The organism is Candidatus Saccharimonadales bacterium (assembly GCA_035697325.1).
GTDB lineage: Bacteria > Patescibacteriota > Saccharimonadia > Saccharimonadales > Saccharimonadaceae > JALRBM01.
Map to the genome: position 1 here is coordinate 179622 of DASSDB010000002.1, position 22758 is coordinate 202379.

The 22758-nt window shown below is 45.5% G+C and carries 19 protein-coding genes and 1 tRNA gene; 11 read left to right on the top strand and 9 right to left on the bottom strand.

Translation table 11 applies throughout. From position 1 onward, the window contains the following. From VFH06_01340 to VFH06_01355, 4 genes are read right to left on the bottom strand one after another with little or no spacing between them, the layout of a single operon-like run. On the bottom strand, positions 1 to 726 hold the full coding sequence (locus VFH06_01340) for a glycosyltransferase family 2 protein (GenBank protein HET6746731.1): 726 nt from the start codon (positions 724 to 726) through the stop codon (positions 1 to 3). Further along, positions 704 to 1180 (bottom strand): GtrA family protein, encoded by a 477-nt coding sequence (locus VFH06_01345; GenBank protein ID HET6746732.1) that lies wholly within the window; start codon positions 1178 to 1180, stop codon positions 704 to 706. The genes VFH06_01340 and VFH06_01345 overlap by 23 nt, the downstream gene beginning before the upstream one ends. Positions 1181 to 1200: 20 nt before the next feature. Further along, a complete protein-coding gene (rfbA, locus tag VFH06_01350) occupies positions 1201 to 2070 on the bottom strand; it encodes a glucose-1-phosphate thymidylyltransferase RfbA (protein ID HET6746733.1) in 870 nt (289 codons plus the stop codon). Positions 2071 to 2090: 20 nt separating this feature from the next. Further along, the gene (locus VFH06_01355) at positions 2091 to 3506 is read right to left on the bottom strand and encodes a bifunctional dTDP-4-dehydrorhamnose 3,5-epimerase family protein/NAD(P)-dependent oxidoreductase (protein HET6746734.1); all 1416 of its coding nucleotides are present in this window, start codon (positions 3504 to 3506) and stop codon (positions 2091 to 2093) included. A gap of 78 nt (positions 3507 to 3584) precedes the next feature. Here VFH06_01355 and VFH06_01360 point away from each other — a divergent pair, with 78 nt between their 5' ends. Continuing rightward, on the top strand, positions 3585 to 4286 hold the full coding sequence (locus tag VFH06_01360) for a hypothetical protein (GenBank protein ID HET6746735.1): 702 nt from the start codon (positions 3585 to 3587) through the stop codon (positions 4284 to 4286). Here VFH06_01360 and VFH06_01365 read toward each other — a convergent pair. After that, a complete protein-coding gene (locus VFH06_01365; GenBank protein HET6746736.1) occupies positions 4283 to 4774 on the bottom strand; it encodes an NUDIX hydrolase in 492 nt (163 codons plus the stop codon). The two genes, VFH06_01360 and VFH06_01365, sit on opposite strands and share 4 nt — an antisense overlap. 52 nt (positions 4775 to 4826) lie before the next feature. Beyond that, on the bottom strand, positions 4827 to 5831 hold the full coding sequence (gene rfbB / locus VFH06_01370; GenBank protein ID HET6746737.1) for a dTDP-glucose 4,6-dehydratase: 1005 nt from the start codon (positions 5829 to 5831) through the stop codon (positions 4827 to 4829). A 147-nt stretch (positions 5832 to 5978) separates the two neighbouring features. Between rfbB and VFH06_01375 the strand changes: the two genes are divergently transcribed. From VFH06_01375 to glmS, 3 genes are all read left to right on the top strand, one after another. Further along, positions 5979 to 6422: an adenylyltransferase/cytidyltransferase family protein gene (locus tag VFH06_01375; protein HET6746738.1), complete on the top strand. Its 444-nt coding sequence runs from the start codon at positions 5979 to 5981 to the stop codon at positions 6420 to 6422. A gap of 67 nt (positions 6423 to 6489) precedes the next feature. Then, on the top strand, positions 6490 to 8346 hold the full coding sequence (locus VFH06_01380; GenBank protein HET6746739.1) for a carboxypeptidase-like regulatory domain-containing protein: 1857 nt from the start codon (positions 6490 to 6492) through the stop codon (positions 8344 to 8346). 3 nt (positions 8347 to 8349) lie between these two features. After that, complete coding sequence (gene glmS, locus VFH06_01385) at positions 8350 to 10170, top strand: glutamine--fructose-6-phosphate transaminase (isomerizing) (protein HET6746740.1); 1821 nt, start codon at positions 8350 to 8352, stop codon at positions 10168 to 10170. Here glmS and galE read toward each other — a convergent pair. Genes galE through VFH06_01400 form a run of 3 tightly spaced genes read right to left on the bottom strand, consistent with a single transcriptional unit; the run spans position 10157 to position 13754 of the window. Next, positions 10157 to 11179, bottom strand: coding sequence for a UDP-glucose 4-epimerase GalE (gene galE / locus VFH06_01390; protein ID HET6746741.1), 1023 nt, complete (start codon positions 11177 to 11179; stop codon positions 10157 to 10159). The genes glmS and galE overlap by 14 nt on opposite strands. Before the next feature lie 13 nt (positions 11180 to 11192). After that, positions 11193 to 12314, bottom strand: coding sequence for a glycosyltransferase (locus VFH06_01395; GenBank protein ID HET6746742.1), 1122 nt, complete (start codon positions 12312 to 12314; stop codon positions 11193 to 11195). A gap of 3 nt (positions 12315 to 12317) precedes the next feature. Continuing rightward, positions 12318 to 13754 (bottom strand): sugar transferase, encoded by a 1437-nt coding sequence (locus tag VFH06_01400; GenBank protein HET6746743.1) that lies wholly within the window; start codon positions 13752 to 13754, stop codon positions 12318 to 12320. Between the two features lie 43 nt (positions 13755 to 13797). On the opposite strand from VFH06_01400, the gene VFH06_01405 reads away from it, so the two are divergent. The 7 genes from VFH06_01405 to VFH06_01435 all read left to right on the top strand — a co-directional run bounded on the left by VFH06_01405 (position 13798) and on the right by VFH06_01435 (position 22731). Then, positions 13798 to 15102, top strand: a complete 1305-nt coding sequence (locus VFH06_01405) for a hypothetical protein (protein ID HET6746744.1) — start codon at positions 13798 to 13800, stop codon at positions 15100 to 15102. Continuing rightward, on the top strand, positions 15080 to 15445 hold the full coding sequence (locus VFH06_01410; protein ID HET6746745.1) for a hypothetical protein: 366 nt from the start codon (positions 15080 to 15082) through the stop codon (positions 15443 to 15445). Before VFH06_01405 ends, VFH06_01410 begins: the two co-directional genes overlap by 23 nt. A gap of 34 nt (positions 15446 to 15479) precedes the next feature. Further along, complete coding sequence (locus VFH06_01415) at positions 15480 to 16664, top strand: ATP citrate lyase citrate-binding domain-containing protein (protein HET6746746.1); 1185 nt, start codon at positions 15480 to 15482, stop codon at positions 16662 to 16664. Further along, on the top strand, positions 16661 to 18433 hold the full coding sequence (locus VFH06_01420) for a citrate/2-methylcitrate synthase (protein HET6746747.1): 1773 nt from the start codon (positions 16661 to 16663) through the stop codon (positions 18431 to 18433). Before VFH06_01415 ends, VFH06_01420 begins: the two co-directional genes overlap by 4 nt. A 48-nt stretch (positions 18434 to 18481) precedes the next feature. Beyond that, a tRNA-Asn gene (locus VFH06_01425) sits at positions 18482 to 18556 on the top strand. A 279-nt stretch (positions 18557 to 18835) separates the two neighbouring features. Beyond that, positions 18836 to 20431 (top strand): site-specific DNA-methyltransferase, encoded by a 1596-nt coding sequence (locus VFH06_01430; protein ID HET6746748.1) that lies wholly within the window; start codon positions 18836 to 18838, stop codon positions 20429 to 20431. Further along, a complete protein-coding gene (locus VFH06_01435; protein ID HET6746749.1) occupies positions 20431 to 22731 on the top strand; it encodes a DEAD/DEAH box helicase family protein in 2301 nt (766 codons plus the stop codon). The genes VFH06_01430 and VFH06_01435 overlap by 1 nt, the downstream gene beginning before the upstream one ends. The last annotated feature ends 27 nt before the right edge of the window (positions 22732 to 22758 follow it).

The window sequence follows — 22758 nt, forward strand, 5'->3', positions numbered from 1 at the left end:
CTATTCTCCGTCATTTACGAGAGTATTTCTCTTAAAGCGATTACCCAAGATCCAAAAAGCATGGCTAATACCGGTTTTAAGATAATTTTGCTTAGTTTCTCCGAGGCGCTGGTCCTGGCTGATGCTGAATTCGGTAAATTTGATATTTTTGTGACGAGCTGCGTTAATTTTGATCTGCGGGCTCAAATTCCAGTCCCCCATTGAGAGGTTAAGGGCATCGCGTACCTCTTTTTTAAAGATCCACATACCAGAAAGCGCGTCCTTTATCGGAATACCATACAGGATGCGGATCTCCCAGTTAAGAAGTCCGACGCCGAATCGCAGTTTAAAAGGAATCTTTACTCCTTCTTGGAGTGGGTAACGATTACAAGACATAAAGTCGTAATTATTTTTTAACAAAAAAGTGGCGATCTTTTTAATATCATGAATTGGATAAGTAGCATCGCCGTCTGCGCCCAAAATAAGATCCCCACTAGCTGCTTGAATTCCGCTCATGTGTGCAAAGCCGTAGCCAATACCGTTTATTGTGCGATTGTCTTCAATGACGACGATACGTTTATCCTTTTTAGCAAGTTTTTTGGCTACTTTTACGGTGTCGTCTGTGGATTTATTGCTGACGATGAGAATTTCGTCCACGTAACTCGGTACACGTTCAATAACTTCATGAAGGTGTGAGCTTTCATTGCGGCAGGGAAGGACAAGGCTAATCTTTTTGTTCTGAATCATTACTTTTCTCGTTAAAAATCATTTTATATCCGACATAATTAAACACCATTGAAACAGCTACTCCACAGAGTTTGGCAAACATATTGAAGGTCCATTCGTGTTCTTGAAAGAATTGAACGAACCCGAAGGTGTGCAGGACAATAAAGATGATTCCAGATTGGATCACCCATACATTAAATAATGTAACGAGGAGAAACTGGAGCGCGGTTTGGCGCCGCTTTCGCTGCGAACGAAAGACAAAGTAATGGTTCATGAAGTAGCTAAAAATCAATGTCAGCCCGGTTGAGATGATACTGGCGAGAATAGGATTGACGCCGATAATATTTGCGATAAGCGCAAAGAGAGTAAAATCGATGAGCGTGTTAAGGCCGCCGGTGAATACAAAACGCATGAGGCTGGCGTGGCGTTTTACAAAAGCAATAAATTGCTTATTGGCAGTTTTTTCATTTTCCATAGGTAATTGCTATTATTTTATCATGAAAGGCAATCAACGAGAGAAAGAAGGTAATCACCATAACCAGATTTTTTGAGTGGCTGAGCTTGTTCAAGCAATTGATCAGCGTTGATGTAACCTTCTTTAAAAGCAACTTCTTCGGGGCTGCCAATAATGAGGCCGGTGCGGCGCTGAATAGCACGAATATAATCAGCAGCATCGGTCATTGAGTCGATAGTACCCGTATCGAGCCATGCATCGCCACGATCAAGCGTGGTGACCGTCAATTTGCCCCGGCGAAGATATTCTTCGTTGACGGCAGTAATTTCAAGTTCGCCACGATCACTTGGTTGTACGTTCTTGGCGATTTCAATGACGTCATTATCGTAAAAGTAGAGGCCGACTACGGCAAAATCGGACTTAGGCGCTTTTGGTTTTTCTTCAATAGAAACCGCTACGTTGTTTTCGTCAAACTCAACGACGCCGTAGCGCTCAGGATCGGAGACGCGGTAAGCGAATACGTTGCCGCCTTCTGGATCCATGCAGTTTTTGAGCGATTTGCCAAGATCGGAGCCATGGAAAATATTGTCGCCAAGCACCAGCGCGACTTTATCGTCACCAATGAACTCCTCGCCAATAATAAAGGCTTGAGCCAGGCCATCGGGTGAAGGTTGAACTTCGTAAGAGAGTTTGATACCCCACTGTGAACCGTCGCCAAGCAGGTTTTGGAAAGACTTCTGATCTTCGGGTGTTGTAATGATAAGAATATCGCGAATACCCGCAAGCATGAGGGTTGTAAGCGGATAATATACCATTGGTTTGTCATAGATCGGCATCAGTTGTTTGCTGATTCCTTTTGTAATAGGCCACAAACGTGTTCCTGAGCCACCCGCTAGAATAATACCCTTCATGTAGTCCTCCTCGCTTAAGACTAGTTGTCTTCTAAATACAATGTGAGAGCTTGGCGCCAATCTCTCGGCGTAAAACCTTGAGCCTTTATTTTAGCAAGATTGAGCATGCTTTGTAAGGGGCGGGGCGCAGCCGTAGGCTTATCTTTGAAGTACTCTTCCGTGCTAACAGGGGTGACATCAGTTTCTTGTTTGCCGGAGTGTTCAAATACGATCTTGGCGATATCCGCCCAGCTTGAGGCATCTCCTTCATTTGAAAGATTATATGTGCCGTAAGGACTCTGTGTAACGAGGAGATGTTTGATACCGCTTGCAAGGTCTTCGGTGAAAGTAAGCCGCCCTATCTGATCGCTCACCACACTCGGCTTGATGTCTCGTTCAGCCAGAGATTTCATAATCTGGATAAAGTTTTTTCCTTCACCAATGACCCAAGTGGTACGAATAATGTAATGCCTGGGAGTTGTGCTTGCGGCAATATCACCTGCTGCCTTGGATTGCCCGTATACACCAAGAGGTGAGAGTGCCTCGTCTTCATCGTGCACGCTGTTGGTCCCGTCAAAAACGTAGTCGGACGATACATGCACAAGTGTGAGGGTATTCTCTGATGCGATGCGGCTAAGATTTGCGACCGCTTCGGCATTGGTTTTCCACGCGGCTTTTCGACCATTGTTTGTTTCGGCTTCATCAACTGCCGTGTACGCGGCGGCATTAATAATAGTGCTGTAGTCGCGCCAGCGCCGAAGCGTATCGAGGCGGCTGCTGGTTATATCGAGCTCTTCGCGACCAACAAACTCGGCCTCGGGGAATTCTTTTCGAAGCGCTTTGCCAAGTTGCCCGTTTGCACCGGTAACAAGAATTTTCTTTGGTTTAACTGGCTGGACATCTTTAAGGAACGGATGATTCTTATCTTTTTCCGACATTTCCCATTCTTCGGGAGCGATTGGCCACTTGATACCAAGCGAGGGGTCGGTCGCATTAACAAAACTATATGAAGCGTCAGGGTGCCAGTGATCGTTTACGAGGTATGAATAGACTGTATTGTCCTCTAGTGTAAGATAAGAATTTGCAACACCAGCAGGAACGAAAATAGCTTTACTGGCATCGATTTCCGTGGTGAAAACCTGGCCAAAAGTAGGGCTGTTTTCGCGGATATCGACCCATGCACCAAAAAAACTGCCGCTTCCAACAGAAATGAACTTATCCCAGGGTTCAGCATGAATGCCACGCATGGTGCCACGCTTGCCATTGAATGAGAAATTATTTTGAATCGGTCCGAAATCGGGGAGTCCTATGGCAAGCATTTTCTCGCGTTGCCAGTTTTCTTTAAACCATCCTCGGTTGTCTCCTAGAATGCTGAGATCAAAGATGACTAGCCCGGGAATAGAAGTTTCGTGTTTTTTAAGTGTTTTGCTGAATTCTAAATGCATCGGATCTGACATATCTCTATCAGTATAACAAAGCTATCAATTCTCGTCATAAATTGCCAATAATGAAAGAGTATGTTTAAATAGGACATTATGACACATTATGACTACGACCGCGTTGCGATGATCGAGGCGGAGCTTGCTGAGCTGGCGCCTGAAGATCGTGAAAGAATAGCAAAACACCTTTTTGATACGGCAGATACCGCCACCCGGCTTTCGCTTACTGTCAAAGGCCTCGAGGAGCGTGAGCCAGGCAGACAGCCATTCGAGCTATTTACCCAGATGGCGCGCATTGCTGTACTGCCAACATACGAAGCCGCCATTATTCGTCCTAACGAACAAGAACGAAGCGTTGATATCCTGATGAAGCAGCGCAAAAGTGAAAACGGCAATCAAGACTGGTGGGAAGGGCAATGGCACGTTCCCGGCACGGTAATGCTCTCGAGTGATGAATATCCTGAGAATTTTGAAGACTTTAGTGTCATGCGAAACAGGTTATTTAAGGCAGAACTTGGCGATGCACTCGAAGTTGTCGGTGAGCCATATATTTTGCCGCCTGTACTACGCGGTGGTGATCGCGGCAAAGAAGTAACGGTTCGCGAACTAATGCTCGCCGAGCAAAAACCAGGCAAGCGGTTACCGGAAAATACACAGTTTTTTGAAATCCGAAATGTACTCGCCAACCCACCGGGCGGGGGCCTTGTGGGTACTCATGCTGAGTTTCTTACAAGTGTTATCGATGTTCTCTCAAGTGTGGATCGCCACCGTCGACCACCTCTCTTGCTTGAGCCTTAAGCTTCTTTTTCAAGATAAGCAATTTCAAGGAGGTAAGCGGCAATACTCTCTGTATTGTTAATTTCACCGTCTAGAATCATCTTCTTTATTGAGGCGAGAGGAAGCTTTTTAACTTCCATAATGCCTTCTTCTTTGTCGAGCAGGTTGGTGTCTGGTTCCAGGTCTCTTGCAAGGCAAATCGTACCGCGAAATGTCGTCATCCCCATAGCGACGCGTGGGCTTGAAAGAATGGTAATAGATCTGGCTTTCAAGCCGGCTTCTTCTAGGAGCTCGCGTTGTGCTGCAATGACAGGATCTTCTCCGTCCGTTCTTCCTGCCGGACACTGCCAGGCCATTTCACGAGTTGTGTAATGTTCTTGTTTGACAAGATACGAGTTACCCTCAGAATCAACAGGTACAATGTACATACTATCACTTGTTGACTCCACGAAGCCATAGATACCATCCTTGCCGCTTGGCATCGTCACCCGATCTTCATACACGCGCATCCAAGGGTTCTCATACACTATCTTAGATGATTTGGTCTGCCAGCTTTTCAGACTATTGCCCCTTCTCGGCGTAGGCTGCTTCTACCTTGGCTTTTTCGTTTTTCCACCATTCTTCGTTTGTCTTGTACCAGTCGATGGTTGCTTGGAGACCTTCGCGGAGATTGGTGTATCTTGGCTCCCAGCCGAGTTCATCGCGAAGCTTGCTGGCATCGATGGCATAACGCAAATCGTGGCCTGGGCGATCGTTTACATGCTCGTAGGCATTTTTGTCTTTGCCCATGAGTTCGAGAATTGTTTCAAGAACGTATTTGTTGTTCTCTTCGCCATTTGCGCCGATAAGATATACTTCGCCGCTTCGACCCTTATCGATGATGGTGTGAACTGCACTGTTGTGATCATCTACATGAATCCAATCGCGAACGTTTTCTCCGGTTCCGTAGAGTTTTGGCGAGATGCCGCTAAGGATGTTGGTGATTTGGCGTGGAATGAACTTTTCGATGTGCTGATAAGGACCGTAGTTGTTCGAACAGTTTGAGATGGTTGCATGAATGCCGAACGAACGTACCCAGGCTTTTACCAAAAGATCTGAGCCGGCCTTGGTTGAAGAATAAGGGCTACTGGCGTTGTAGGGCGTTTCCGGTGTGAATTTTTTAGGATCATCCAGCTCGAGGTCACCATACACTTCATCGGTTGAAATGTGATGAAGTTTTTTACCGTGTTTACGGATAGCCTCAAGAATAGTTGCGGTACCAATAAGGTTGCTATGAATAAATGGCCATGGATCACGAAGCGAGTTGTCGTTATGGCTCTCTGCGGCGAAATGCACCACGATATCCGTCTCAGATACGAGTCGATCCATGAGCTCACGGTCGCAAATATCGCCGGTTACGAAGTCGATTTTATCGAGCACACTGTTCAAGGTATCGGGATTTCCTGCGTAGGTAAGTTTATCTATAACGGTAATTTCGTATTCGGGACGGTTTTTAAGTGTGAAGTGGACAAAGTTTCCGCCAATGAACCCTGCGCCACCTGTAACGAGCATCTTTTTTTTGTTCATGATCTTATTGTATACGATATTTCTACCCCAAGCCGTTGTATTATTCGGAAGAGAAGATAATTGTGATTAATACAACTAGCTTAGAAGAGGGAGAAGTAAAGTCACCACATGATATAATGAAGATTCTACGACAATACAGGAGGACCTATGAAGATAGCGATTGTGAGCGGCTTTTTTAACCCACTTCACGGCGGACACTTGGACATGATTGAAGCGGCGAGGAAACTAGGGGACAAACTAATTGTCATCGTCAACAACGATGTGCAGCAAGTGATTAAAAAAGACAAGATTATTTTGCCGGAGCAAAATCGCATGCGACTTATGGCGGCTCTGCGCGATGTTGATGAAGTAGTGCTAGCTATCGATCAGGATCCACCTGTTACCAAAACACTTGAAAAAATAGCAAAGCAATACCCCAATGATGAAATTATCTTTGCCAATGGCGGCGACAGAGTTGATCCAAACGCGCTGCCCGGTCTTGAAGCGGCAATGTGTGAACAGTTGGGTATAGCAATGGTGTTTGGTGTTGGTGGGGATCAAAAAGCGGATTCATCGACCCGCATCAATCAAGCTCTAGGACACAAAAAATAGAGAATTCTCCTCTTGTCATAATCTTATAAACAGCTTATGATTCAGAGTAGTAATTAGGGGCATAAAAATGAATGACGACAAAAACCAAGAACCGGTGAACGACAACGACCTTAACGATATTAACCTTGGTGACATCGATAAGGAAGATACCGCTGTCGATACGAACACGGCTTCTTTTGAGACGTCTAAGCCTGCCGAAGAAAAGCTCTCGCAATCTGAGCTGCCTGCTCCTGAAGGTCAACCTGCTCCAGCTGTTATTTTTCCTAAAAAGGAAAACTGGTTCAAGCGATTTCTTCGTACTAAAAAAGGAAAAGTAATCGTCGTCATCCTCGGAATTCTTATTATTGCGGGAGTGTTATTTGCCATACCCGCGACCCGCTACGGTATCTTAGGCAAATTTATCAAGCGCGATGCTAATCTTGTGGTTATAGATAGCATAACAAAAAAACCGGTCAGCCAGGCAACGGTTGAGATGGGGACTTTTAGTGCAAAAACCGACACTAGCGGAAAGGTAGCTCTTGATGATGTGCCTGTTGGTGAATACGCTGTTAAGATAACCAAAAAGTACTACAAAGATGCGGGCGCGTCTTATACGGTTCCTATATTTGGAAATTCCAGCGAAGTAACCGTAAACCTAGAAGCAACTGGACGCCAAGTAACGGTGATAGTGACCAATCTTGTTACCAAACAGCCCCTAGCCGGTGCGACGATAGCGGTTGATGATGTATCGTCGGTGGCTAACGATAAAGGCGAGGCGACGATCGTTCTACCGGCCGACAAGCAAACGGTAAAAGCAACTATAAAACAGGAAGCGTATAACGATGCAACGGTTGATCTTAAGGTAACCGATCAAGTGGATGCTAACCAGGTGCCACTGACACCAAGAGGCACGGTGTATTACCTGAGTAAGGCTACCGGTAAAATTAATGTTATGAAGGCGAACCTGGATGGTACGTCCGCATCCGTGGTTGTAACGGCGACAGGGAATGAAAGTGACAGAGAAACGGCACTCCTTGCCGCTCGGGACTGGAAATACATGGTACTTTCCGCTAAGCGGAAGCCGGGTGTCGTCAATCAGCTTTATGTTATCGATGCCAAGACAGACAGCCTTAAAGCAATCGATGAGGGCAACGTCGTACTTACTCTTGGTGGCTGGTCGGGTCATAATTTTCTTTACATCGTTGACCAACTCGATAAGCAACCCTGGCAAGATAAAAAACAAGTGCTTAAAAGTTACAATGCCGACACGGGAAAACTGACGATTGTCGATGAAACGACAGGTACGGGTACGAGCTACATGAATATGGAGGCAGAATTTCTAGCACGACCATATATCATCGAGAATAAGGTAGTTTACGTGAAAGCAGTCAACCGAGGAAGTGCCTTTGGAACTCCTCACGCCAAAAAACCCGCAATTATGACGGCTAATCCTGATGGGGGCCAACTGCAACGAGTAAAAGAGTTTGATTTTACGGCTACAAATAGCCTTGATGCCAAACTTTATGAACCCCAAGCTGTTTATTTCCGTTATGGTCATGATGGTAAACCTACCGAATTTTACGAATACGAAAACGGTTCAGTAAAAAGTATTACCAATGATGATACGAAGTTTGAAAATACATTTTACCCAACCTTCCTTATTTCGCCCGATGGCCAGAAGACCTTCTGGGATGAGCCACGAAATGGCAAGAATGCGATTTTTATCGGTGACAAAAACGGATCAAATGGCAAAGAGCTCGCTCAACAATCCGAGTACAAGGCTTATGGGTGGTATGGCGATGGTTACATCCTTCTCTCTAAAGGGGGAAGTGAACTCTACATCGCCTCAGCCGACCAGCCGATAGATGCTCCTGTGAAAATTACTAATTATCATAAGCCGATCATCAATTTTGAAGGATATGGCTACGGCTACGGAGGCTTTTAGACCGTGTGTGGAATCGTTGGCTACATAGGTAAACGAGACGCGCAAGATATACTACTCGGCGGCCTCAGGCGTCTTGAATACAGAGGGTATGACTCGGCAGGTATCATAACGGTTGACGCCAAGCACAAAGCGACGCTTCTACGTGCCAAAGGCAAGGTGAGTGAGCTTGAGACCTTAGTTTCTGCGCACGAGACGCGCGACATGGTGGGCATCGGACATACACGCTGGGCAACACACGGTGAACCTTCAGAAAAAAACGCCCATCCTCATAAAGCCGGAGATATTTACCTTGTTCATAATGGTATCATTGAGAACTATAAGGATCTTCGCGCCCAGTTGAAGAACCATGTATTCGTGAGCGATACGGATACGGAGGTTCTGGCGGCTCTTATTAATTCGTTGTATGACGTCAAGACACCTCTTAAAGAAGCGGTTTCAAGGGCGCTTCGCCGAGTAGTGGGCACCTATGGTATTGCCGTTGTATCTGCAAGAAATCCTGAAGAAATAGTCGTTGCACGAAAAGGAAGCCCGCTTATCATAGGAGTTGGTAATGACGAAACGCTCATCGCAAGCGATGCTTCGGCACTTGTGGGTCATACTACCCAGGCCATTTACTTGAATGATGGTGAGATGGCTGTGTGTCGCGCCTCTGAAGTGGCCCTTGAAAGTCTTGATGCGACTCCGCTTGACGTTCGCATCGAAACGATAGAAGTTGATATGAGATCCATCCAAAAACAGGGGTACGATCATTTTCTTCTGAAGGAAATTTGCGAACAACCCGATACGCTACAGGCAACCATCAACGGACGAGTAGTAAAAGATGAGCACCGCGTACAGCTTGGTGGACTCAATATGACGCCCGACGAACTCCGTGCGGTCGAACACATTACAATTATAGGCTGCGGCACGGCGTACTATGCCGGGCTTCTTGCATCGTACTACCTTGAACAATTGGTAGATGGTATCACGGTAACGGTGGCTATTGCTTCGGAACTTCGCTACAGATCGTTTCATATGCCCAAGAACAGTGTTGCGCTCGTGGTGTCGCAATCGGGTGAAACAGCCGATACGCTGGCCTGTCTTCGTGAGATAAAACGTCGTGGAGTCAAAACGCTCGGTATTATCAACGCCGTTGGCTCAACGATTGCCCGCGAAGTCGATGGTGGTATTTATGTGCATGCCGGCCCAGAAATTTCTGTTGCGAGTACCAAAGCATTTACCTCACAAGTTGCGGCCATGAGCATGTTCGGCGTTCAGTTGGCACAGGCAAAAGGTGTCAGTATTCAGCAGACAGCCGCATTTGTGGATGAAATTGCACAACTTCCTGAAGAGATTAAATCTATAATCACTTCAAATAAAGATGAAATCCAAAAAATTGCCAAAAAATATGTGCATTATGAGCACAGTTTATTCCTCGGACGAGATACACTTTTTCCGGTCGCACTAGAAGGCGCCCTGAAGCTTAAGGAGATCTCTTACATCCAGGCAGAAGGGTATGCGGCAGGTGAGCTGAAGCATGGGCCTATTGCGCTTATTGATGATCGGTTCTTCGAGGTGATGCTCCTTATAGAAGGCTGGCTGTTTGATAAATCTGCGAGCAATCTCAGCGAGATAAATGCCCGAGGCGGTCATGTGTTAGCAATTACCAATAGCGCAAAGCCGATCGATGCAGAGACAGTCATTCGTATTTCAACCAAACTGATAACTCTTGCGCCAATCGTATTGAATGTTGTGCAACAACTCTTTGCGTACTATGTTGCGGTAAATAAGGGGAATGATGTGGACCAGCCTCGTAACCTGGCAAAGAGCGTTACGGTTGAGTAGTCTCTCGATATCCATTTGGATTTTGCGACTGCCATCGCCATGAGTCGGCGCATGCTTCTTCTATTGTTTTTTCAGTTTTCCAGTGTAATTCGTTCAGTGCCTTCGACGCGTCAGCGTAATATTCCGGCAAATCTCCTGCCCGTCGTGGCGCGAACTCGTAAGGTATGGGTATGCCTGTTGCTTGCTCAAACGCATGAATGAGCTCAAGTACGGAAGTGCCCTTTCCTGATCCTAAATTATAGGCAGACCAACCTTGCTGGCTATTTTCTAATGCGGCAAGATGCCCTTTTGCCAGATCGACTACATGAATATAATCACGGACGCCCGTACCGTCAATGGTATTATAGTCGTTACCAAATATAGATAATCGTTTGCGCTTGCCACTCGCCACTTGGGTTATATAGGGCATAAGATTATTAGGCACTCCAGATGGATCTTCGCCAATTCGCCCACTTGCATGCGCGCCGATCGGATTAAAGTAGCGAAGCACGGTAAAGCAGTTTGTGCCGTCGGCCTTGGCGGTATCTTTTAGTATTTGCTCTATGATATATTTTGTTTGCCCATAAGGATTAGTAATACCTTGGCCAGTGGAAAGGAATTCATTATAAGGGATCGTAGAGGAGCCATACACGGTAGCAGATGAACTAAATACCAATTGCTTCACGTTAAATTCTTGCATTGTTTCGAGCAATGTTAACGTTGAGTCGAGGTTAGTTCGGTAATAGGTGAGCGGTTTTTGCGTCGATTCGCCCACTGCTTTTAAGCCGGCAAAGTGAATGACTCCATCGAATACGCTCGCTTTGAATATCCCGCGCGTTTTTACCTTATCCTTAAGGTCAAAAACATGAAGGGGAACTTTTTTGCCGCTTAGTTCCTCAATGCGACGCATAACCTCCGCGTTGCTATTTGAAAGGTTATCTACGACCTCTACTGTATGTCCGGCTTGCAGTAGCTCGATGATAGTATGGCTGCCGATATATCCGGCTCCGCCTGTGACAAGAATGTGCATGTTTAATGTTCCTTTAGCGAATCTGGTCGCCGACTATTTTGCGGATTTTAGTGATAAAGAGGCCTTTGTCGAACCGCTTTGCCTTACGCCGTAGCGTACCGGGGAGGAAGGTGGTTTGCTCGGCCTCTATGATTGCCTGTGTAATCGCCTCGACAGTTTGCTCCTGAAAAAGTATGCCGCTAACTCCATCTTCTACGATATCAAGTGCGCCTGCTTTGCCGTATGTGATTACGGGGGCTCCTGCGGCAAGCGCTTCAACTTGCACAATTCCAAAATCTTCCTCGGCGGCATATATCCAGCCCCTGGCGTGATTCAATGCTTTCTCAAGCTCGGCATCCGACGCATCACCGAATCTATCGGTATAAAAACTTACAGTTGGCCCGGCAATAGCAACAAGTTCGTCATGAGCAGGACCTTTGCCAAAAACTTTAAGCGGTACGCCAAGTTTTGTGCAGGCAGTAACCACCAGATCATATCTTTTATAAGGCAGTTGGCGCCCCATCGTCATGTAGTAATTGGCACGCTCACGAGCCGGCTCAAATCGATCAATATCGACAGGCGGGTGTATGACCGTAGAGGACTTGCCGTAGTATTCTTTTATTCGTTTTTGCGTTTCGGTTGAATTAGCAATGAATATATCCACCTTTTGCGCTGCTTCATAATCAAGCTTTCGCTGGTGGGGTACAAGCAGGGGAATGAGGAGGCGAATAATCGGGTCTAGCCTTCCAAATCCCGGATTTTTTCTGTACTCATCGTAGTGGCTCCAGTAGTAGCGTGCAGGCGTATGGCAATACGAGATAAGAACCTGATTATCACGGGTTTTTCTTACTTGGTTAGCATTAAGGTAGGAGCTGGTAATGATAATATCGAATTCATTTAAATCCAAATCGCGAAATGCTTTCACTTGAAGTGTCGGAAAAAGCTTGTACATTTTGCGAAGGGGTTTGGGTATTTTTTGTAGCCACGTAGTACGAATATCAAGTTTTTTAAACTCCGGCAGCACCCGCTCTTCGTCGTATATTGCCGTATAAATTGGCGCATCTGGAAATGTCTTATGTAGCTCATACACGACACGCTCGGCACCGCCCATAACTGTTAGAAATTCACATACGATTGCGATTTTTGGCTGCTTCATCAACTACTTAGCCCCCCGTTTGCGCAGCACTACGGCGATCGTTTTGAAGAGGATTTTAATGTCCAGCCAAAAGCTCCAGTTTTGAGCATAAAACAGCTCCAACTCAATCCTTTCATCAAATGATAAATTACTTCGGCCAGAAACTTGCCAAAGCCCCGTAACCCCGGATTTTACGCTATGAAGCAATGCGGTACGGCTTGGGGAAAACTTGGCTTCCTGTGGCAAGATCGGGCGTGGTCCTACAAGACTAAGATCACCCCGAACCACGTTGAATATCTGAGGTAGTTCATCGAGCGACGTTCGCCTGAGGAAGTTTCCAAACCACGTTACCCGAGGGTCATTCTCAACTTTGCGATTCTTTTCGTACTCGCGTGCAAGGTCGTCGCGTCCCATTTCACGAAATTCCACAGCGGCGTCACGCTTGCCGTATTTTGCGCTCATACTACGGAACTTAATTAGGTTCACGGGTTCCGAAAACTTACTGAGTCGTTTACTGATATAAAAAACCGGGCCCGGGCTCAAAATAAGCTGTAAAAGTATAAGTATAAGGAAGACAGGTGAAAGTATAATAACAAGGAGCAGTGATGCAATAGTGTCAAAAATTTGCTTGGCTATTGCGCCCCAACCAATGAGCGGTGTTTGGCTCACGGATATCATCGGATAGCCAAGAAAAACATCAACCGTATTTTTACCGGCATAAAACTCGGCCTCGCCCGGGATAAAACTATAACTGATGTGATGGACTTGCGCTGCTCCCAAAATCCGCTGATTGCGATCAGCCGAATCATAAAGGTCCGTCTGAATAATGGTTGTAATAGAGAGTTCTTCAATCTTTTTCAGGGCAGCGTCAATAGAGGTGAAGTGTTTCACCTCAAGCCCTGGCGGAATGGCTTTTTTAGGACCTGCGATAGCAACAACTTTATAGCCGCTTTTGTAGGTATTTGAAAGTTCGTCGGCAATATCGCGCGTCGCGTCAGAATTTCCCACGATAAGTACCCGGCTAATGCCACGGCCGAAGTAAAAAAGAAGGCTGCGGGTAATTCTGAGGACCTCACGCTCAAGTACAAGGAGCAAGAACGAGGCAAGTAACGCATAAGCGGCAACAAGGCGGGCAGGAAAAAGATGCTGGCCGGTTATGTATTCCCAGCCAATAACCAGCAAAATACCAATAAAGGCGCCTATGGCGATCTTACTCCATTCGACCAACCGACGATTATAAACGGTCGCCTGGTACAAACCAAGCGATGCGAAGATGATAATCCAAAAGGGAGCAAGCAGAGCGAATGTGGTAAAGAATTGCTGAGCATATACCTGACTAACAAGGGGTCTCTGGTCGAAGTGAACACGAAGAATATAAGCAGCACTAAACGCTAACAATAGCACAATAAAATCAGCAATGATTAAGACAAGACTATAGAATTTAGTATTTTTCGACGGCATTCTTGGCTGTTATTATAGCATTTTTTCGCTACACTAATAGGTAATGAAGGTATCACGGCTCGAGCAAGTATCCATCATCACCTTACTTGTTATATTTTTGGGTATTGTGTTTCATGCACCGTTAAGTGTGGGTATCAGTCAGTTGCTTCCTGGGTATGATCTGCTGATCAAATCATGGAAAGAGATTTTGATGGTGCTGCTTATTCCAGCCGCATGTATCGTTGTGACTAAAAGGCATATGTGGAACGAGCTTGCAAGGGATTGGATTTTCCGACTCATCGTTGTCTACGGAGTGTTACATATTATTTTGGTTGGCTTACTTTGGCGGGGGACTGCCTCGACGCTTGCCGGACTTGCCATAGACCTTCGGTATGTACTTTTCTTCGGACTCGTATATGTATTTGTGCGCGCTGTCCCTTCCTCAAGGAGGTCGCTTATTATGGCTGCTAGTATTGGTGCGGCAGTGGTGGTTGGGTTTGCGACGCTTCAGCTGTTTCTGCCACCGGATATCCTCACGCATATTGGCTACAGCAAAGACACGATCGCGCCGTACCTTACCGTAGATAAAAACCCTAACTATATACGGGTAAATAGTACGCTTCGTGGGCCGAACCCTCTTGGTGCTTATGCGGGTATGGTGCTTGGATTTCTAACAGCCCTCCTTGCCAAGGGACGGCTTCAGCTAAAGAGACGCAGCACACTTATTACGTCAGTCGTTTTTGGAATATGTTCCGTTGTCGCCTTATGGATCAGCTACTCCAGAAGTGCGCTTGTGGCAAGTATCGTCACTGTTCTATCTGTTGTGCTAATAGCAACATTTACACGAATTTCTAAAAGAGCCTGGGTTGCGGCAGGAGCTATCATTATTGTGCTTGCAGGCGGATTAATTGCCGCACGTAACACAAACTTCGTTTCAAACGTTATTTTGCATGAAAATCCTGATGGAGGCAGTAGCATCAGCTCTAACGATGGGCATATTGAATCATTACAATATGGTACAGGTCAGCTTGTGAAGCAGCCGCTAGGCGGTGGCATTGGCAGTACTGGTTCCGCCTCGCTTTTAAGTGAAAAACCACTTATCGTTGAAAATCAGTACTTGTTCATTGGTCATGAAGTAGGATGGATCGGCCTTGGCCTTTTTGTTGCTCTCTTTGTAGTGATTATGAAAAGATTATGGCGATATCGGGCGGACTGGTTGGCACTTGGTGCATTTGCAAGTGGTATCGGCCTCTCGATCATAGGAATACTTTTGCCGGTGTGGGCCGATGATACAGTTTCTATTATTTGGTGGGGAATCGCAGCGATAGCAATCGTGGGAGGTAGCCATGTCAAGCGTACGAGCAACTAAAAAACAACGTGAGCTTCTTGCGTTCATTACTAATTTTATTCGCGAACAAGGTTATGGGCCAAGCTACCGCGAGATTATGCGAGCGCTTGATTACAAGTCGGTGTCAACGGTCGCTATTCATGTCGATGGCCTGATTTCTCACGGGCTGCTTCGTAAGACTGACCACTCGGCTCGATCGCTTGAGATTGTCAATCAAACACCAAACCAACCGGATAACGATCATTTAAAGTGGCTCAAGCGTGAACTGAAAAAACGCGAGACCGATCAATCGACATACGGTCAAAAAGAGGCGGCTGTATTAAAACAAGCTGTCGAAATTCTAGAGCGGGCCTCTGCGAGCTAGTGGTATACTAAGAGAAGAAAAAAGGAAATTACTAGTGCCCCGTCGTAAACTTTCTGAATACCGCGCCAAACAAATCATTACCAAAGCTTTAGGAATACCTTATGAGGGGTGGCCAATTCACTTACCTTCCAGGGATAGGGATAGTGCAAAAATACCTCAGGATGATCGTCGATATGTAATAAAAGTCGATCAAGCTATCAAAGGCCGCTTTAAAAAGGGGCTTGTAATTCTGGATGTCAAACGAAATGCTATTGCAACAAGTATCAAAAAGTTGGCTGGAAGCGGCTATGAGTATTTTATTGTTGAACCGTTTGTGACGCATGAGAGCGGCGCTGAACGATACATTTCGATGGCCCAGACCCGAGAGGGCGCAACACTTTCGTACAGTGATAAAGGCGGTGTGGATATCGAATCTAACCCTGGCAGCGTAACGACTGTGAAATTAGACAACGTGCTTAATTACCAAGCGCTTTCGAGAGAAACGGCGATTGAGGAGACGGCACTTCGCGCACTTATCGGCGTTTTTACCGCACCCGATAATCATCTTACCTTTATGGAGATTAATCCCTATTTTGTAGCGGACGGCACTATTACAGTTCTCGATAGTGCGATCGAAGTGGATGATGCTGGTCAGTATTTTACAACAACGTGGAAGGGCGAGGACATCCGTGACTCGGCTATTCTGACCAAACAGGAGCAGGTTATACACGAGCTCGACAAGAAGTCCGCTTCTTCTTTTAGCCTTAGTGTGCTTAATCCCAATGGCGCTATCTTTTTGCTTCTTTCTGGGGGCGGCGCAAGCGTTGCGATTGCCGACGAAGTCTATAATAAAGGTCTAGGGAAAATGCTTGCCAATTACGGCGAATATAGCGGTAACCCGCCACTTCACGAGGCGTATAAATATGCGTCACAGGTACTTGATCTTATCATTGCGTCGCGTGCTCCTAAAAAAATTCTTTTTATCGGCGGAGCAGTAGCTAACTTTACAGATGTTGCGGCAACCTTTGCCGGGGTGATTAATGCGCTGAACGAAAAAGCAAAACAGCTCCAAAAACAGAACCTAACGGTTTACGTGCGTCGCGGCGGGCCAAACCAAGAAGAAGGTTTGAAAAACATGACCGCATGCCTGAAATCTTTAGGGATTTATGGTGGCGTCTACGACCCTTCCACGAGCATTCCTGATGCGCTAGATAAGGCATTAAAGGAGTTCACGTCATGATCACGATTGCCAAACTTCGCTCAATGAAAAACATCCAAGTAATTAGCTTGGGTTCTCATGCTGGTATCATTCAGTCGATCCTCGACCACGATTATTTAGTAGGAAAGAAAAGGCCAAGTATTACGACCATCGTGGCAAATGGCCGCAAACAGGAGCGTTATTTTTGGGGTGAGAGCGAAATCATCATTCCGGTTGTTCCAAATCTTGAAAAATTATCACAAGAAGAGCGCGACGCATGTCAGGCCATCGTGAATTTTCAGTCGGCTCGCCGCGTGCTTTCGTCGATCGAGCAGGCGCTTGAGGTGCTGCCTAATGTAAAAGTTGCGACTATTTTTGCCGAGCAAACACCCGAGCGTCACTCGCTTGAGCTACTTAATTTAGCAAAATCTCGTGATGTGCTTTTAGTCGGTCCATCATCAGTAGGCTTGTTAGTACCGGGTGTCATGAAACTAGGTGCTATCGGCGGCACACAACACGCACGCATTACCGATGCAGGCATTATTACCGCAGGGGATACGGCTGTAGTATCAACATCCGGTGGAATTGTAAATGAACTCATTCATACTGTTACCTCGTCCGGGCTCGGCGTTTCATTTGCCCTGGCCCTTGGGGGTGATCGCTATCCGCTTACTAGCCCAGCTGAGGCGATGCTGCTGGCAGAAGCCGATCCGGCTACCAAGCGCATCGTGTATTTTGGCGAATTAGGCGGCGATGATGAATATAAAATTGCTGAATTGCAGCGTGCTGGCAAGCTAAAGAAAGATATTGTGGCATATATCGCCGGAAGCGTCGCGGAGCTGTTTGAGACACCGCCGCAATTCGGTCACGCTAAAGCACTTGCGGGCAACCAAGACGAATCTGCCAGTGCGAAGAAGGCAATTTTGAAAAAAAGCGGAACCATCGTTTGTAATTCATTTGGCGATGTAGCAAAGAATCTTCGAAAATATGGTGGCAGATTCGAGCCCTCGGAGCAAACAATCGGCCCGCGACGTCGGAGCCTTATCGTCAGCCATATTTCTGGAGATAGAAGTGGCGAAACGCAGCTACTAGGCGACGCGCTTCTTGCAACGATCGAATCGCAAAGTATTGCCTCATTGGTCCTTTCGCTGCTGCTTGGTCAACACGTCCAATCAAAACGCGCCATCGAATTTACCGATTATGTTCTGCGCCTACTCGTCGACCACGGTCCGTATGTTTCTGGGGCAGTCAATACGATCGTAGCCGCCCGAGCAGGCAAGGACTTGGTCTCGAGCCTGTCGGCAGGTCTGCTTACTATCGGTCCTCGCTTCGGTGGCGCCATCAATGCGGCTGCGGGTAACTGGCTCGATGGTGTGAAAAACGAAAAAACCGCTGCCGAATTTACAGAGAGCTTTGCTCGCATCGGCCAGGCTATTCCGGGTATCGGTCACAAAAAATACCGAATTGATTCGCCCGATCCTCGTGTGAGTGCGCTTCGGAAATTTGCCAAAAATAAGAATAGTGACCGTTACCTTGTATTTGCCCTCTCGGTTGCGGATGTGACGACGGCAAAAAAAGACAATCTTATCCTTAACGTCGATGGGGTTATTGCGGCCATCATGCTCGATATCCTAGAGTCAGAACTTGGCTACACCGAGCAGCAACTTAGTACACTTGTCGATATCGAGTTCTTCAACGCACTCTTTGTATTGAGTCGCTCAGTCGGATTCACCTCGCATTATCTTGATCAACGTCGTCACGACGAAGGCCTGCTCAGGCTCTCATCCGACGATGTCCGCTACATAGGATAGTTCTCTCTTGACCAAATAGCAGTTTTACCCGTATAATACCCTAAGTATTCCGGCGTAGCTCAGTGGTAGAGCGGTTGGCTGTTAACCAATAGGTCACTGGTTCGAGCCCAGTCGCCGGAGCCATGAAATTATTTGAAAGAACCATCCCGTAGAGGATGGCTTCTTTTGTTTTGTGCTTCAGTTAATGCTCATGTGTATCTCTAAACTTCCACGTTCTGATGAGTTATTATACAATAATGCTATATGGCGGGTGATGAACTCCCTGAATATCTCACGCTAAAGCGAAGAGCTGAAAAAGTACGATCGAATACTCTCTGTATCCGGGGGCGGGATCTCGTGAGGCTATAAGAGCGATATTGGTGTAAGGTTATAAAAATTCTGAATCTGGCAAATGGGGATATTATGAGTAAAAAATTAGATGAATACACAAAAGAGGAGCTGATCTCCTACATTCGTCAACTTCAAAAGGATACAAAGTTTGGACTCGTCTGGAACCCCAAAGAAGAACAAGTTGCTATAGACTGCAGAACAAGGGTGCCGGTGCTCCGGGAAGTATCACAGAAAACAATCGCAAAGGCTGATGAAGGTGACCCGACACACCTACTATTAGAAGGGGATAATTATCATTCACTTTCCGTTCTCAATTACACTCATGCTGGTAGAATAAACGTAATTTATATTGATCCACCCTACAATACGGGCAATAAAGACTTTATCTATAACGATCACTATGTAGATAAAGAAGACCCCTACAGGCATAGTGAGTGGCTGAGCTTTATGGATAATCGTCTGCGCTTGGCGAAGAACCTTCTAGCCAGTACGGGAACGATTTTTATAAGTATTGATGACAATGAATATGCCCATTTAAAAATCTTGTGCGATAAGATATTTGGCGAAGAGAATTTTATCACAAGTATTATTTGGCAGCGTAAACGCGGTAGGGATAATTCGGCTAAATATTTTAGCAAAAGTCACGAGTATCTTCTTGTGTATAGTCGTATTAAAAATGCGCCAACTCTTAATAAGATCAATATGGATGAAGGAACGAAAAAAGCTTATAGGAATCCAGACAATGATCCTCGAGGAGCGTACAGGCTATTAGGCGCCTGGGCTAGGGGCACTCAGGGTGGTAGTCGTTACGAGTTCATATCAAAAAATGGTAAGATTTTTAGCGAAAGATTATGGCTTTTTGCGAAGTCACGAATGCTTGAGCTTGATAGAGATGATAGACTCGTTTTTGTGGGTGACAAAGTATATCGAAAACTCTTTCTATCCGAGCATACCGGCTCTGTACCGGAAACGGTCTGGGCTGATACTTCAAACGCCGCTAACGCCGCCGATGAGATTAAAACAATATTTGGCAAACAAGTTTTTGATACAGTTAAACCACTGCCTTTTATAAAACGCATACTCCAGATTGCCACAGATAAAAACGGCATAATCTTAGATTTCTTTGCGGGTAGTGGCACAACAGGTCATGCCGTCCTCCAACTAAATGCCCAAGATGGTGGCAAACGTCAATTCATACTAGGCACAAATAATGAAAATGGTATTGCCGAAAATATTACATATGAGCGTATCGATAGGGTCATTAATGGGTATTCAGGCACACAGGGCATTCCTGCCAAACTGCGTTATTACAAGACGGATTTTGTAAATACCAATAACCTTGACAGTCTTACCGATAAAGACAGACTAGAGATTGCAAAAGAGATGGCTGTAATGGTTGCCCTTCATGAAAATTCATTTGATCAAGTAGAGCAAACAGACTACTGGCAAACATACGAAAATAACATACAGGTTACTGCTATTTACTACCGCGAAGATAAGACTCGCATTCAGGAGTATATAGACAAACTAAATACTCAAGACAAACATGTAAAGCTATACATATTTGGATGGGGCAAGAACGTTGGCAGAGAGTATGCTAGTAAAAAAATAAGTGTAGAGGATATTCCTGAGCCGTTGATTGAGCTGTATAGGGAGATTACTAAATAATGATAGTTTTAAAACCATTCCAGGAAGCTGCCGTGTCTAAGATGAAGGATAATTTCCTTATGCTGTGGAAGAGTGAAACGCGCGGTGCAAACCTAATCCTCAAAGCCCCAACAGGTAGTGGTAAGACGACAATGATGGCGCAGTTTTTGCGTGATTTAACAGGCGAGCCCCGCTTTACAAATGCAGACGTAGCATTTCTATGGATTACTAAAGGATCCTTAGCTCAGCAAAGTAAAGATAAATTGCTTGAGTACTATGACGGTGTAAGTGAAAACAAACTACTCGATATAAATGATTTGCGTGATGGCGTATTGCCGCGCAATGCAGTATTCTTCGTAAATTGGGAAAAGCTAGTAAGTCGCTCTGCTGAAAACCGTCGTCTACGAGTAGATGGAGATACTACAATAAGCTTCGATACGTATATAAGGAATACACACAATAAAGGTCGCGAAGTAATTCTTATTATTGATGAAGAGCATCTAGCTGCAAATACCGTATTGGCAAGCGACCTAATTCAGAATGTTATTAGGCCGCGTATTATTATTGGTGTATCTGCTACGCCGCAGAATTCGGGCGCAATGACTGTGGAAGTACCGCATGAAGACGTGGTAGAGAGTGGACTTATTAAAGAAAAGATTATCTTTCAGACCGAAGAAGACCTACGTAAGTTTACAGGTGCGGAAACCAATCAAGACGAGATACTACTTGAACTAGCATGGCAAAAACGTCTAGAGCTTCTACAGTTTTACAAAGATATTGGCGAAAATATTAATCCCCTGGTGCTAATACAGTTACCGAATGATGATCAAGCAAGCGTGGAGACTGGTACGAGTAAACGTGATATCGTGGTGGCATTCTTAAAGAATAAAGGTGTTACGGATGAAGAGATTGCGGTTTGGTTAGACAAGGATAAGACACTAAACCTTTCTACGGTGCGTGAGAACAACTCTTCTGTGGCATTTCTATTATTTAAGCAGGCGGCGGCCACAGGATGGGACTGTCCGCGCGCTAGCGTACTTGTAATGTTTCGTGAGATCAAAAACGCTACATTTGCTATACAAACAGTAGGGCGCATTCTGCGCATGCCTTTGGCACGGCACTTTACCGAACCGGCTCTCAATTTAGGCTATCTCTATACTAACTACAAGCGTAATGAGATAGTAGCTACCTATGACAAAAACGGTATTGGTGAGAACCGGCCAACGATTTATGAATCTAAACGCAAAGCACATATCAAACCCTTAGTATTGGAAAGTACTAACTCGGTACGTAGTGATTACAACGACTTAGGTGATTCATTTCAGCAAGTTTTTAAGCACATAGCCAATGATTTTTTTGATATTCAGGATTCATTTGACACTCGTGAACGCATTGCCCAGATTGAGGCGAAAGGCCTGAATCTCACACCGGAAATTACAAGTGACATCATCACGGGTGTGGAAATAGATGACTATGACAACTTTGTGACCGAGCTAAAAGCAGAGGGTAGCACCCAAGCGCAAAAAATATCTCTCCATGATGTAGAACGCCTCTACAATCTCTATTGCTTTAAGATTATTAATGAACAGACAGATACACGAATGAAGTATGCGCCTACTCGTTCATGGGGGCCGCTAAAGTCAGCATTAAATGTTTGGTTCAGTAATAATACGCAATTAGATCGTGCCAACTACTACAAGGTGATTATAAATGACTTTCTAGCCGCCGAAAAAGGTGGTCATAGCATCCTTCTAGAAATTATACGTAAGGCGCTATGGAACTATCGACCAATTCGTGTCAATGAAATTGTCCAGAAGGCAGAGCAAAATCGAGAGCGTGGCATAGTAAGTATTGAGGTACCTGCTGCTAGCGACCGCTTCACGGACTTATGTGAAGAACTGGATGTAAAACGTAACGTATACGACCGTTTTTATATTGGCAAAGATTACAAAGGAAGAAAAAATGAAGAAGCTTTCCTGCGCTTCATTGATAATAATGAAGAGGTAGAGTGGTGGCATAAAAATGGTGATCACGGAAGCCTCTACTTCGCTGTGCCATATATGGACGGCGAGATAGAACAATTATTTTATCCCGATTGGTTTATTAAAACGAGGGGTAAGACATGGGTTGTAGATACTAAAAGCGGGGAAACAGCCAATAGCGCCGGTAGTCGTGCTGAAGGACTTAGGGCGTGGCTTGAAGAGCGCGAAGGTTTTGACGGGGGCATAGTGATTCCCGGCGAATTAGGAACCTGGAAGATATTCGTGGGCAGTGAATATCGTACAGACGATTCAGAACAGTGGAAACCATTTACCCCATAGCGAAGACATTTTGTGTTCGCAATTTTT

Bases quoted from the DNA above. Each gene is read 5' to 3' on its own strand.
- VFH06_01420 (HET6746747.1), top strand. From the start codon at position 16,661: ATGATCACGATTGCCAAACTTCGCTCAATGAAAAACATCCAAGTAATT.
- VFH06_01410 (HET6746745.1), top strand. From the start codon at position 15,080: ATGTCAAGCGTACGAGCAACTAAAAAACAACGTGAGCTTCTTGCGTTC.
- VFH06_01360 (HET6746735.1), top strand. From the start codon at position 3,585: ATGACACATTATGACTACGACCGCGTTGCGATGATCGAGGCGGAGCTT.
- VFH06_01405 (HET6746744.1), top strand. From the start codon at position 13,798: ATGAAGGTATCACGGCTCGAGCAAGTATCCATCATCACCTTACTTGTT.
- VFH06_01340 (HET6746731.1), bottom strand. From the start codon at position 726: ATGATTCAGAACAAAAAGATTAGCCTTGTCCTTCCCTGCCGCAATGAA.
- rfbB (HET6746737.1), bottom strand. From the start codon at position 5,831: ATGAACAAAAAAAAGATGCTCGTTACAGGTGGCGCAGGGTTCATTGGC.
- galE (HET6746741.1), bottom strand. From the start codon at position 11,179: ATGCACATTCTTGTCACAGGCGGAGCCGGATATATCGGCAGCCATACT.
- VFH06_01395 (HET6746742.1), bottom strand. From the start codon at position 12,314: ATGAAGCAGCCAAAAATCGCAATCGTATGTGAATTTCTAACAGTTATG.
- VFH06_01435 (HET6746749.1), top strand. From the start codon at position 20,431: ATGATAGTTTTAAAACCATTCCAGGAAGCTGCCGTGTCTAAGATGAAG.
- VFH06_01430 (HET6746748.1), top strand. From the start codon at position 18,836: ATGAGTAAAAAATTAGATGAATACACAAAAGAGGAGCTGATCTCCTAC.
- VFH06_01355 (HET6746734.1), bottom strand. From the start codon at position 3,506: ATGTCAGATCCGATGCATTTAGAATTCAGCAAAACACTTAAAAAACAC.
- VFH06_01365 (HET6746736.1), bottom strand. From the start codon at position 4,774: ATGCGCGTGTATGAAGATCGGGTGACGATGCCAAGCGGCAAGGATGGT.
- VFH06_01345 (HET6746732.1), bottom strand. From the start codon at position 1,180: ATGGAAAATGAAAAAACTGCCAATAAGCAATTTATTGCTTTTGTAAAA.
- rfbA (HET6746733.1), bottom strand. From the start codon at position 2,070: ATGAAGGGTATTATTCTAGCGGGTGGCTCAGGAACACGTTTGTGGCCT.
- VFH06_01380 (HET6746739.1), top strand. From the start codon at position 6,490: ATGAATGACGACAAAAACCAAGAACCGGTGAACGACAACGACCTTAAC.
- VFH06_01375 (HET6746738.1), top strand. From the start codon at position 5,979: ATGAAGATAGCGATTGTGAGCGGCTTTTTTAACCCACTTCACGGCGGA.
- VFH06_01400 (HET6746743.1), bottom strand. From the start codon at position 13,754: ATGCCGTCGAAAAATACTAAATTCTATAGTCTTGTCTTAATCATTGCT.